This window comes from Mycolicibacter algericus DSM 45454 (assembly GCF_002086455.1).
Classification (GTDB): Bacteria; Actinomycetota; Actinomycetes; order Mycobacteriales; family Mycobacteriaceae; genus Mycobacterium; species Mycobacterium algericum.
Genome location: NZ_MVHC01000054.1, coordinates 1 through 11,377, shown reverse-complemented (window position 1 = coordinate 11,377; position 11,377 = coordinate 1). Strand labels below are relative to the sequence as shown.

Genomic DNA, 11,377 nt, shown 5'->3' with positions numbered 1-11,377 from the left:
TACTACAGTCAGCACCGAACCCAGAAAGTCACTGAGTTCTCAAACCCGTGAGCGTCCGGAAACGCCGGGGGGATTCAGCCCGCCTCTTCGTTATTGCTTTCATTGAACCGGCGCACCAGCTCCTCGAAGACGGTGCCCATTCCGTGGTTGTCCAGACCGGCCGGCGAGAGATCGAGGTCGGGTTGAAGGAACTTCTCGATCAGCGCGCCGAGCGCATCAGCTTTGGTCAGCCGCGGTAGTTGGGTTCGGAGCTCGAAGTTGTCGATGATCTCCTGGACGTTCGGCGAGAACCCGTCGAGGTAGGCCTCGAAGTTCTGCCGCAGCCGCATCGCGTTGGCGATGTTGCGGAGGTCCTTGAGCGTGAAGCCGGAGTGGTTGTAAAAATCCTGCCCGGCCGCCTGGCGCAGCGGACCTTCCTGATTGGCGATATTCGCCTTGTCCAGGGTTTCTTTCATCTGCCTGACCGCATCACGGGTGGGCTCCAGCACGCTGTCGAGGCGCCGCAGCACGGTGAAGGGCAAGATCACGTCCCGGTACTTGCCGCGCACATACAGGTCTCGGAGGACGTCGTCGGCGATGCCCCAAATCAGAGACACGATCCGAGCGTGGTTGATGGAGTTATTGGGCAAGGCGGGAGTCCTTCAGGTCACGGGTCGGGGGCGCGAGTCAGCGCTGGCATTTTGGACAGTAGTACGACGAGCGGTTGGTGAATTTCTGCCGCCGTATGAGCGTCCCGCAGCGCCGGCAGGGCTCATCTTCGCGGCCGTAGGCGTCCAGCGACCGGCTGAAGTAGCCGGACTCGCCGTTGACGTTGACGTAGAGCGAATCGAACGAGGTGCCACCGGCGGCCAACGCGTCGCTCATCACCGCCCGCGCGGACTCCAACAGCGCCCGCAACCGCGGCCGGGACAGCGCATCGGCCATCCGGGTGCCGCGAATCCCGGCGCGCCACAGCGCCTCGTCGGCGTAGATGTTGCCGATGCCGGACACCACGGTCTGGTCGAGGAGTTGGCGTTTGATTTCGGAATGCTTGCGCCGCAACACGTTGACCACCGACTCGGCGTCGAAGCGCGGATCCAGCGGGTCACGGGCCAGATGCGCCACCGGCAACGGCACCACGCTGTCATCCACCGCGACCAGGTCGGTGAGCTGCCAGCCGCCGAAGGTCCGCTGATCGACGAAGCTGACCTTGGTGCCGTCGTCGAGCACCGCGGCGATCCGCAGGTGTCTGGTGTCGGGCAAGTCTCCCAGCAGCATCTGCCCGCTCATCCCCAGGTGCACCACCAGCGCCTCATCCGTGCTCAATAGCAGCCACAGATACTTGCCGCGCCGGTCGGTGCCGACGATCCGGGCGTCGAGCAGTCGGCCCGTCAGGTCGGCCGGACCGGCCTCGTGCCGGCGCACCGCACGCGGGTGGTGGACCCGGACTCCGGCGATGGTGCGGCCTACCAGGTGGGCGTCCAGGCCGCGGCGCACCACCTCGACCTCGGGAAGCTCCGGCATTTACCCGGCGTCCAGCGCGTCCAGCGCCGTCCAGGCCGCCGCCGCCGCTTTCTGCTCGGCTTCCTTCTTGGACCGGCCCACACCTGATCCGTATTCGGTGTCGGACACGACGACGATCGCCGTGAACTCGCGGTCGTGATCCGGCCCGGTCGAGCTGACTTGGTAGCAGGGCACCCCGATGCCACGCGCAGCGGTCAGTTCCTGCAGGCTGGTCTTCCAGTCCAGGCCGGCACCCAGGGTCGCCGCGGTGTCGAGCAACGGCCCGAACAACCGCAGGATCACCTCGCGCGCGGTGTCGATGCCGTGCTGCAGGTACACCGCGCCCAGCAGTGACTCCATGCCGTCGGCCAGGATGCTGGACTTGTCGGCCCCGCCGGTGTTGATCTCCCCGCGGCCGAGCAACAGGTGGGCGCCCAGGCCATCTTCGGTCAGCCCGCGCGCCACATCGGCCAGCGCCGCGGTGTTGACCACGCTGGAGCGCAGTTTGGCCAGGTCGCCCTCGGGCCGGTCGGGGTGGCGGTGGAACAGTTCGTCGGTGATGGTCAGCCCGAGCACGGCGTCGCCGAGGAACTCCAGGCGCTCATTGGTGGGCAGCCCGCCGTTCTCATAGGCGTAGCTGCGGTGGGTGACGGCCAGCGTGAGCAGGTCGTCGGGCAGGTCCACGCCGAGCGCCTCGAGTACTGCTTGCCGGGGACGGCTCACCGCTCACCGTCATCGCTCGACGGTGCCCCCGGAGATCGCTGCTGGCTCACCATCTCGGCGAGTTTGGCCCAGCGCGGATCGATCTTTTCGTGGTGGTGGCCCGGTTCGGCGTCGGCCAGTACCACCCCGCAGTCCGGGCACAGCCCCGGGCAGTCGGGCTCGCACAGCGGAGACAGCGGCAGCGTCAGCCCGACGGCGTCGACGATCGCCTGCTCGAGATCCACGGCGTCGTCGACCACTCGGCCGATCTCGTCATCGTCGGTGGTCGCGTCGGTGGCGCTGTCCGGGTAGGCGAACAACTCGGTCAACTCGACCTCGACGTCGCCGGTCAGCGGCTGCAGGCACCGCGCACACTCACCGGTGGTGGGCCCGGAGACCACGCCGCTGACCAGCACCCCCTCGGAGACTGACTCCACCCGCAGATCCAGGTCGACCGCGGTGTCAGGCGGTATCGCCACCAGGTCCAGCCCGATGCGGACCGGGGTGGACCGCTGCTCGGCCAGCGACATCATCGCGCCGGGTCGGCGGCCCAGCCGGGCGACGTTGACCACGAACGGTGACGACGGAGTCGTCTTTGTGCGTGCGTCCGGGTGCCTGGTCATGCCGCGATTCTACGCAGCGGTCGGCCCGGGCTCGGCCGGTCAGCGAGTTGCGTAGTCGTGGGTGCCCGCGGCGGTGCGAAGCTGGTGACGACCGCGGTTGATCGAGCGCAGGGTGCCGTTGAGGAAGTCCTCGAACTCGGCCAGCTTGGCATCGACGTAGATGTCGCATTCGCCGCGCATCCGGTCGGCTTCGGCGTGTGCCGAGTCGATCAGCCGGGTGGCCTCGGCCCGCGCGGAGGTCACCACCTCGTTCTGCGAGACCAGCCGCTGCTGTTCCTTGATGCCCTCCTGCACCGCCTTCTCATAGGCGGCGTTGCCGTTCTCGACCAGCCGGTCGCATTCGGCCTGGGCACGGCTGGTGGCGGTCTCGAATTCGCGCTTGGCAGTCGCGGTCAACCGGGCGGCCTCGTCGCGGGCTTCGCCGAGCATCCGGTCGCTGTGGGCGCGTGCTTCGGCCACCATCCGGTCGGCCTGCCCCTTGGCGTCGGCCAGCAGCCGGTCGGCCTCGGCACGGGCATGGCTGACCAGCGAGTCGGATTCGGTTGTGGCGGAGCTGACCATCGAGTCCGCGTGCTCCTTGGCCTCGTTGAGCACCGAGTCGCGGGCGTCGAGCACATCCTGGGCGTCGTCGAGCTCCCCGGGTATCGCGTCGCGGATGTCGTCGATCAGTTCCAGGACGTCGCCGCGGGGCACCACGCAGCCGGCCGTCATCGGCACGCCACGCGCTTCTTCGACAATGGAGCCCAGTTCGTCAAGGGCTTCGAACACTCGGTACACGGCAGCACCCTCCAGGCATAGTTGTTGTTACTAGTGTGCCCTCTGTTACGCGTGTGACTGCGTTATCCGCCCGGTGTGTCGGATTCTCTTCCACTTCAGCGGTAGCCTGACCCGTTGAAATCCAGATCGGCGAAGGGCGGTCATGACTCAGGCCTATCCACCGCGAACCGACGGCCAGCCGCCCGCGGACATCGGGCGGTTGCTGCTGCGCTGCCCCGACAGCCACGGCATCATCGCCTCGGTCAGCGCCTTCCTGGCCGACGCCGGCGCCAACATCATCTCGCTGGATCAGCACTCGACCGCTCCCGAGGGCGGCACGTTCGTGCAGCGGGCGATCTTTCACCTGCCGGGCCTGCCCGCCGCCATCGACGACCTCCAGCAGCGGTTCGGCGCCACGGTGGCGCAGCGGTTCGCGATGGACTACCGCTTCGCCGAGGCCGCCAAGCCCAAGCGGGTGGCGATCATGGCGTCCAAGGCGGACCACTGCCTGCTGGATCTGCTGTGGCGCAACCGTCGCGGCGAACTGGAGATGACCGTGGTGATGGTGATCTCCAATCACCCGGAGTTGGCCGAGCAAGTCCGCCCGTTCGGGGTGCCGTTCTTCCACATCCCCGCCACCCGCGACATCCGCGCCGAGGCCGAACAGCGTCAGCTGCAACTGTTGTGCGGCAACGTCGACCTGGTGGTGCTGGCGCGCTACATGCAGATCATCACCGGGGAGTTCATCGAGGCGCTGGGATGCCCGCTGATCAACATCCACCATTCCTTCCTGCCGGCGTTCATCGGTGCGGCGCCGTATCAGCGGGCGCGGGAGCGCGGCGTGAAGTTGATCGGCGCCACCGCGCACTACGTCACCGAGGTGCTCGACGAGGGGCCGATCATCGAACAGGACGTGGTGCGCGTCGACCACACCCACACCGTGACCGACCTGGTGCGACTCGGCGCCGACGTGGAGCGCGCGGTGTTGTCGCGGGCGGTGCAGTGGCACTGCCAGGACCGGGTGATCCGGGTGGCCAACGAAACGGTGGTGCTCTGAGGCCCCCCGTTGACATCTGTCAAGTACGGTGATTCGCATGGTGCAGGACTTGTTCTCGCGTGTGCCGACGACCGCCGCCGAGGCCACCGAGGTCTTCGATGCCTCCGAGGCAGTGGACCCCGGCTTCATGCTCGGCACCTGGCGGGGCGCCGAGTTGCCGACCGGGCACCCACTGGACGGGCTGTTGGCCGCCAGCGGCTGGTGGGGCAAGCAGTTCGTCGACGCCGAGACCGTCCATCCGCTGTTGTTCCCCACCCGGGACGGTTCCGCGCTCTGGGCGTTCAACCCGGTGCTGGCATTCAGTGTCCTGGGGCCTGCGACGAAGCTGCCCGGGCTGAAGAAGCGCTCGTTCGCCGCCCCGATCACCCGGTTGCAGCCGCTGTTGCGGGTCCGTTCGGCCAAGGCCCGGTTGCGCACCACGCGTTATCGGGGAGTCGACAGCGCGACGATGCTCTACGACCAGGCCCCGATCAACGACGTCTTCCGTCGGCTCTCCGACGACGCGGTGATCGGCGCCATGGATCTGCGCGGTTCGCCCCGGCCGTACTTTTTCGTGCTGTGCCGCGATGATTCACTGAAACTGGTTTAACCGCAGGCGATTTCACCGGCAGCATGCCAGGCGCTGCGTTCGGCGGCGAAGGCGACCGTCTGTCGCCGGCGGAATTCGGCGATGGCCTCGGCGTTGTCGGCAAGAAACTGCTGGTGGTCTGCCAGCGAGAACTCGCCGTCGGTGATGGCGACCCGGCCGCGCCCGGCCGCCATATCGGCACGCAACTCCAACAACTCGGCGGCGCCGACCGGATAGAAGCTGATCCGGTCGAAGTAGCGCAATAGCCACGGCGTTTCGGGATCGAAAAGGCCCGCGGTCGCGTGGCGGTGGTTCCACACCTGGGTGGTGCGGCCGACGAACTGGTAGCCGCCGGGCCCCTCGATGCCGTAGATGCACAGGTAGGCACCGCCGATGCCGACGGCGTTCTCCGGCGTCCAGGTGCGCGCCGGGTTGTACTTCGTCGTCACCAACCGGTGCCTGGGGTCCAGCGGGGTCGCCACCGGCGCGCCGAGATAGATGTCACCCAGGCCCAGCACCAGGTACTGCGCGCCGAACACGACGTCGTAGACCGCCGCGGTGTCATCGAGTCCGTTGATGCGCCTGATGAATTCGATGTTCGACGGGCACCACGGCGCGTCGGGGCGCACACCGTAGGTGTAGCGGCGGATCGCCTCGTGGGTGGCCGGGTCGTCCCAGCTCAACGGCAGGCGCACCGAGCGACTCGGCACCACGAGCTCGTCGCAGGGCGGCTGCGCCTCGTCGACGGCGGTCAGCTGTTCGATCACCTCGGCGCAGGAGATCTGCTCGGTGTCGAACTGGACCTGCAGGGACCGCACCCCCGGTGTCAGTTCCACCAGCCCGGGCAACCCCTGCCGGCGCAGGGTGTCGTAAGCCACCTGTACCCGCGCCCGTAACGCCAGATCCAGTGTCATGGACCCGTATTCGAGCAACACTCCACCGTCGCCGGAGCGCCGCATGGTGACGGCCGTCCCGTCGCGACCGGTGTAGCGCCGCAACACCCCGTCGTCACCGTCCCCGGAGCGGGACAACACCACCGGTGATGCCGCCCGCCGTCGCGCCCCCAACGCGGTCGGCGGCGGGGTGTGATCGGCGCGCACCGGCACCAAGCGCACGGTGTCACCGGGGCTGAGTTGACCGAGCTTCCAGCGGTCGCCGCGCGCCACCGTCACCGGACAGACGAAACCGCCGAGGCTGGGCCCGTCCGGCCCCAGCAGGATCGGGGTGTCGCCGGTGAAGTCCAGCGCGCCAACGCAGTACGCGGTGTCGTGGATGTTCGACGGGTGCAAGCCGGCGTCTCCCCCGTCGGGCCGGGCCCACCTGGGCTTCGGGCCGATCAGCCGCACTCCGGTGCGGTCGGAGTTGAAGTGCACGGTGTAATCGGTGGTGGCCAAAATGGTCATGTCGGTGCGGGTCAAGAACTCCGGCGCGGCGTGCGGGCCCTCGGTCACCGCCAGCCCCCAGTGCGAGCCGATGCTGGGCTGGGTCTCGCCGGGAGCGCGGCCCAACGCCGGTGCGGCGCCGCCCCGGCCGGAGGCGGTGAGCCGGTCTCCCCCGCGCAACACCCGGCCGCGGTGGCCTCCGAACCCGCCGTGGGTGAAAGTCGCCACGCTGCCCAGGAACCCCGGTTCGGACAGTCCACCTTCGATGAGCAGATAGCAGCGCAACCCCGGGCCGGGCGCGGCGCCGATCTCGAGTAGGCCTCCGGCGGGCACCCGCACCGACTGCCATTGTGGCGCCGGGACGCCGTCCACCCTCACCGGCGCTGGTGCCCCGGTGACGCAGATCCACGCCGGGTCGGCGAACCGCAGGGCGGGCCCGGTTCGGGTGCACTCCAGACCGGCCGCCCCCTCCGGATTCCCCAGCACCCGGTTGCCGATGCGGAATGACAGGTCGTCCATCGGCCCCGACGGCGGCACCCCGACATGCCAGTAGCCGATGCGACCGGGCCAGTCCTGCACGGTGGTGAACATGCCCGGACGCACCACCTCGATGCCGATCATTCGCGGGTGATCACCATGCGGACCGGGGTCGGGTCGAAGCCGTTGCAGGGGTTGTTGATCTGCGGGCAGTTCGACACCAGCACCAGCGTGTCGATCTCGGCCCGCAGCGTCAGGCTCTTGCCCGGCGCCGAGATCCCGTCGACGATGCCCAACGTGCCGTCGGGTTCGACCGGGACGTTCATGAACCAGTTGATGTTGGAGACCAGGTCGCGCTTGCCCAGGCCGTATCTGGCGCCCTCGGCGAGGAAGTTCTCCACGCAGGCATGCTGGTGGGCGGTGTGATGGCCGTAGCGCAGGGTGTTGGACTCCTGCGAGCAGGCCCCGGCGATGGTGTCGTGGTTGCCGACGTCGTCGGCGACGACGGTCATCAGCGCGGAGCCGTCGGCGGCGCGCAGCACCGAACCGGCGCCCACGAAGATGTTGCGCTGGGCGGCCACGGTGGCCTGGGCGCTGTAGCGCCGGGTGTGATCGGTTGCGTCGTAGAGCAGGCAGTCCACCGCCTGGTTGCCGCGCAGGTCGATGATCTGCAGTCGCTCCCCGGCGCGCACCACCTTCGACCAGGGCTCGCGGGCCGGCACCACCTCGTCGCTGACGGTCACCATGCCCGCACCACCGCGTCGGTGTTCTCCCAGGCGCGCAGGTATTCCGGATCGGCATTGAGTGGTCCGGCCAACTGGTCCTCGGCTTTCCAGGCGAGCACGTCGAGTGCGGTCACGGTCGGCTCGGGATCCAGGGGGTGCGCGGTATTGGCCAGCGACAGCACCACCGGCAGGTGGATCAACAGGTCGATGAACGCCCCGGCACCGACAGAGCCGGTGAATTCCAGTGCGCCGCTGGCAGGATCGACCCGGACACCGCGGAACAGCGCCACCGATGGCGCGACATCGCGGATATCCATGCCGTGCTTGAGCGCGGCCAGCAGTAGCAGCCGCCGGCCGGCGGCGTCGGGCCCGCACAGCAGGTCGTGGTGACCGGAAGAGTCGGCGATGACGGTGGCCAGCAAGCGGCCCTGATCCGACAGCAGCGGGTGGCCGGCGCCCAGGTAGGCCTGCCAGGGCACCTTCATGGTGTCGGCGACATTGAGCCGTTCCCATGGCGCGTCGGCGCGATGGGCCAGCAGGTGCGCGCACGCCCCGCCGTCGACGTCGATCAGCCGGATCCGGCTGCCGCGGGCCAGCACCTTGGTGGCGTAGCCGTGCGGTGGGATCGACTCGGCCCAGACCAGCGTCGACGGGTCGACGTCGTGCGGCGTCGCGGGTATCCGGAGCTCGGCGTGCTGCGCCTGGGCGCGGGCGTGTGAGCGGGCTCCACTGGTCGAGTCGGTGCTCATGACCGGACCCTAACACATTTCCTATCAATTGACAGAAAAGGGCGCCGCACGGGTTTGCCGCGTGATAGGTGTAGTGCATGAACACCGATCGACGAGGCCGCCCCCGCTTGACGGCCTCTCGTCGCCCGGGCGACAGCGCGCGCGACGAAATCCTCGATGCGGCAGCGGAGTTGTTCACCACCATCGGCTACTCCGGCACGTCGACGCGGCGCATCGCCGAGGCTGTCGGGATGCGGCAGGCCTCGCTGTATCACCACTTCGCCGCCAAGGAGGACATTCTTGACGCGCTGCTGGCCGGAACCGTGGACGCCTCGCTACAACTGGCGGCCGAGCTGCGCGCCGAGGACGGCCCGGCGGCTCCGCGGCTGCACACCCTCGTGGTCGCCGACACCGCCCAGCTGTGCAGTGGGGCGTGGAATCTGGGCAGCCTGTATCTGCTCCCCGAACTGCGCGTGGAGCGCTTCGCCACGTTCCGGCGCCGCCGGGAGGCGTTACGGGACCACTACCGTGAGCTCTCATGTGCGGTGATCGCCGAGCACGACGGGCCGCCCGAGGCAGACGATCTGCCGTTCCGGTTGGTGGAGTCGGTCATCAACCGCCGCAGCGACGACGGGGGGTGCCCGCCGGATTATCCGTGGACCGTTGCCGAAGTCGCACTGCGCATGTTGGGCTGTACGAGCGGTTTCGCCCGGATGCGAGAGGCGACGACGGAGCGGCCGGGGTTGCCGCCCGGATAGTCACACGCGTCGCTCCGTCTTGATGCAGATGATCACCGCACCCCTCCGCGAGTCGGGTAGCCCGGACTTGTCGTACCCCACTGCCATGATGACGTCATGTCCTCGACCGCACCGCCTGCGCCGCCCGGCACCGCCGCGTTGCGCCCTGACCAGCGGCTTGAGGTGCTGTTCGGCGAGTTGTCGGAGTTGACCGGTCAGCGCAATGCCATCGATGGGCGCATCGTGGACATCGTCGCCGAGATCGAGCGCGACCGGCTGTGGGGAGCCACCGGCGTACGGTCCATCGCGGCCTTGGTGGCCTCGAAGACCGGTAGTGTCCCCGGGAAACGCCAAAACAGTCGCCACCATCGCCCACCGGCGCGCCGAATTCCCCCGCTGCACCCAAGGCATGCGCGACGGTCAACTGTCCCTGGATCAGGTCGGGGTCATCGCCGACCGGGCCGCCGATGGCTCCGATGCGCACTACGCCGAACTGGCCAGCGTCGCCACGGTCACCCAGCTGCGCACCGCGGTCAGACTCGAACCGCGCCCCGAACCCGAACCCCGCCCCGAACCGGCACGGTCGATCACCAAGACCAGCGACGAACACGGCAGCTGCTGGCGGATCAAACTCGACACCGTCGACGCGGCGAAATTCGACGCCGCCCTGCAGTCCCATCTCGATGCCCTGATCGCCGAGTGGAAACACGACCACGACAACGGCCCCGCATCGGATCAGCGGCCCCCGTTGCCGACCACCGCAGATGCGTTCATGCGCCTGATCGATACCGGCTGGGACACCGAAGCCGCCCGCCGCCCCCACGGACACCACACCACCGTGGTCATGCACCTCGACGTCAAAGACCGGGCCGCAGCGCTGCACCTGGGCCCGCTGCTGTCAGAGGCCGAACGCCGCTACCTGTTGTGCGACGCCACCTATGAGGCCTGGTTTCAGCGCAACGGCGAGGTGATCGGCGCCGGCCGAACCACCCGCCAGATCAGCCGCCGGCTTCGCCGCGCCCTCGAGCACCGCGACCGAACCTGCGTGGTCCCCGGGTGCGGCGCCACCCGCGGCCTGCACGCCCACCACATCCAGCACTGGGAAGACGGCGGCCCCACCGAGCTGTCCAACCTGGTACTGGTGTGCCCGTATCACCACCGACTGCACCACCGCGGCCTCATCATCATCACCGGGCCCGCCGACCAACTCACCGTCACCGACCACACCGGCCGGCCCCTGAGCTCAGCATCGCTGGCACGACCACCCACCGGCCCTCCACCCACAGTCGCGCCCTGCCCCGGACCCACCGGCGAACGCGCCCAATGGTGGTGGTACCAGCCCTTCCAACCACAACCACCACCGACCGTCAACTAGGGTGGCAGTCGGGAGAACCCAAAGACATTGGGGGCCAAGAAAATCGTTCGCGCCACCCGCTCCTAGCGCATCGTGAAGATCCCGGCCGGAAAACCAAACGGGAATTGTCCGATGTTGTGGATCGGGCCGAGGGGCAGCTGGGTGGACCGTGGGATTGTCAAGGCGTGAACCTTCCTGTGAGAGCCAGCAGCCGTGCCGAGGCGGGGGCGTCCGGATTCGCTGGTTCGACGTGCGCGAAGTATCCGGGTTCGCGCTGTGCCCGCAGGATCGGGGTCGCACGATCGAGAATGTAGGAAGCAAGATCGTTGTCGATCGTTGATGTGGCATCGAGGGCGCTTACGCATATCCCAGGCATGCACCGCAAGTTCGGTACTCGCATCCGCAGCAGCACGGCGCCGCTGACTGTCTACATCGGGTGATGTGCACGCAATGAACCAGCCCCGGATTGCGCGAACAGAGTTCGCAGCTCGGCGGAAAGGTTGTCATGAGCGGCCTGCGGATCGTTGCCGGCGTTATCGGCTGTGCGGGTCCAGGCAATCTCGCCGGGCATGCCGCCTCGCAAGTAATGGGCGTAGCGCAGCGCCCCGCCGCAGACATGATTAGCGTTGCGTTCGAGTGATCCGAGGACCTGCGAGAACGCTTGCGGCGCACGGTCGAGCGAGTCAAGGTCCGCCGAGTCCAACGTCACGGAGCCTGTCACGAATTCTGTGTAAGTCAGAGATGATTTGACTACGAGTTGTAGTCTAGCACAACGGGATTCGACCG

Annotated in this window: 11 protein-coding genes and 2 pseudogenes; 4 read left to right on the top strand and 9 right to left on the bottom strand. The window is 68.2% G+C overall.

All coding sequences use genetic code 11. From position 1 onward, the window contains the following. Positions 1-74: 74 nt before the first annotated feature. The 5 genes from BST10_RS21675 to sepIVA are packed head-to-tail and all read right to left on the bottom strand — an operon-like array spanning position 75 to position 3,584. Positions 75-629, bottom strand: a complete 555-nt coding sequence (locus BST10_RS21675) for a type I restriction-modification system subunit M N-terminal domain-containing protein (RefSeq protein ID WP_205277407.1) — start codon at positions 627-629, stop codon at positions 75-77. A gap of 37 nt (positions 630-666) precedes the next feature. Beyond that, on the bottom strand, positions 667-1,503 hold the full coding sequence (gene mutM / locus BST10_RS21670) for a bifunctional DNA-formamidopyrimidine glycosylase/DNA-(apurinic or apyrimidinic site) lyase (RefSeq protein ID WP_083040658.1): 837 nt from the start codon (positions 1,501-1,503) through the stop codon (positions 667-669). Beyond that, positions 1,504-2,205: a ribonuclease III gene (rnc, locus tag BST10_RS21665; RefSeq protein WP_083040656.1), complete on the bottom strand. Its 702-nt coding sequence runs from the start codon at positions 2,203-2,205 to the stop codon at positions 1,504-1,506. Next, positions 2,202-2,807, bottom strand: a complete 606-nt coding sequence (locus tag BST10_RS21660) for a YceD family protein (RefSeq protein ID WP_083040652.1) — start codon at positions 2,805-2,807, stop codon at positions 2,202-2,204. Before BST10_RS21660 ends, rnc begins: the two co-directional genes overlap by 4 nt. Before the next feature lie 39 nt (positions 2,808-2,846). After that, the gene (gene sepIVA / locus BST10_RS21655; RefSeq protein ID WP_083040651.1) at positions 2,847-3,584 is read right to left on the bottom strand and encodes a cell division protein SepIVA; all 738 of its coding nucleotides are present in this window, start codon (positions 3,582-3,584) and stop codon (positions 2,847-2,849) included. Positions 3,585-3,726: 142 nt separating this feature from the next. On the opposite strand from sepIVA, the gene purU reads away from it, so the two are divergent. Together purU and BST10_RS21645 are read left to right on the top strand one after the other, a co-directional pair. Further along, positions 3,727-4,620 (top strand): formyltetrahydrofolate deformylase, encoded by an 894-nt coding sequence (gene purU, locus BST10_RS21650; RefSeq protein ID WP_083040650.1) that lies wholly within the window; start codon positions 3,727-3,729, stop codon positions 4,618-4,620. Between the two features lie 37 nt (positions 4,621-4,657). Beyond that, entirely contained in the window at positions 4,658-5,209 is a 552-nt protein-coding gene (locus BST10_RS21645; protein WP_083040648.1) for a DUF4334 domain-containing protein, read from the top strand. Here the strand turns inward: BST10_RS21645 and BST10_RS21640 are convergent. From BST10_RS21640 to BST10_RS21630, 3 genes are read right to left on the bottom strand one after another with little or no spacing between them, the layout of a single operon-like run. Continuing rightward, positions 5,206-7,191, bottom strand: a complete 1,986-nt coding sequence (locus BST10_RS21640; protein WP_083040646.1) for a 5-oxoprolinase/urea amidolyase family protein — start codon at positions 7,189-7,191, stop codon at positions 5,206-5,208. The two genes, BST10_RS21645 and BST10_RS21640, sit on opposite strands and share 4 nt — an antisense overlap. Further along, on the bottom strand, positions 7,188-7,793 hold the full coding sequence (locus BST10_RS21635) for an urea amidolyase associated protein UAAP2 (protein WP_083040645.1): 606 nt from the start codon (positions 7,791-7,793) through the stop codon (positions 7,188-7,190). The genes BST10_RS21640 and BST10_RS21635 overlap by 4 nt, the downstream gene beginning before the upstream one ends. Continuing rightward, positions 7,787-8,521 carry a DUF1989 domain-containing protein gene (locus BST10_RS21630; RefSeq protein WP_083040643.1) on the bottom strand — a complete coding sequence of 245 codons (735 nt, stop codon included), beginning with the start codon at positions 8,519-8,521 and terminating at the stop codon, positions 7,787-7,789. Before BST10_RS21630 ends, BST10_RS21635 begins: the two co-directional genes overlap by 7 nt. A gap of 77 nt (positions 8,522-8,598) precedes the next feature. On the opposite strand from BST10_RS21630, the gene BST10_RS21625 reads away from it, so the two are divergent. Further along, positions 8,599-9,258 (top strand): TetR/AcrR family transcriptional regulator, encoded by a 660-nt coding sequence (locus BST10_RS21625; RefSeq protein WP_083040642.1) that lies wholly within the window; start codon positions 8,599-8,601, stop codon positions 9,256-9,258. A gap of 96 nt (positions 9,259-9,354) precedes the next feature. Next, positions 9,355-10,612: pseudogene (locus tag BST10_RS21620) on the top strand (HNH endonuclease signature motif containing protein). 406 nt (positions 10,613-11,018) lie between these two features. On the opposite strand, the pseudogene BST10_RS21615 reads toward BST10_RS21620, so the two are convergent. Continuing rightward, positions 11,019-11,377 (bottom strand): annotated as a pseudogene (locus BST10_RS21615) (hypothetical protein); the annotation flags it as partial.

Coding starts and splice junctions, on each gene's coding strand:
- mutM (WP_083040658.1), bottom strand. CDS start 1,503: ATGCCGGAGCTTCCCGAGGTCGAGGTGGTGCGCCGCGGCCTGGACGCC.
- BST10_RS21660 (WP_083040652.1), bottom strand. CDS start 2,807: ATGACCAGGCACCCGGACGCACGCACAAAGACGACTCCGTCGTCACCG.
- purU (WP_083040650.1), top strand. CDS start 3,727: ATGACTCAGGCCTATCCACCGCGAACCGACGGCCAGCCGCCCGCGGAC.
- BST10_RS21645 (WP_083040648.1), top strand. CDS start 4,658: ATGGTGCAGGACTTGTTCTCGCGTGTGCCGACGACCGCCGCCGAGGCC.
- BST10_RS21640 (WP_083040646.1), bottom strand. CDS start 7,191: ATGATCGGCATCGAGGTGGTGCGTCCGGGCATGTTCACCACCGTGCAG.
- BST10_RS21635 (WP_083040645.1), bottom strand. CDS start 7,793: ATGGTGACCGTCAGCGACGAGGTGGTGCCGGCCCGCGAGCCCTGGTCG.
- BST10_RS21630 (WP_083040643.1), bottom strand. CDS start 8,521: ATGAGCACCGACTCGACCAGTGGAGCCCGCTCACACGCCCGCGCCCAG.
- BST10_RS21625 (WP_083040642.1), top strand. CDS start 8,599: ATGAACACCGATCGACGAGGCCGCCCCCGCTTGACGGCCTCTCGTCGC.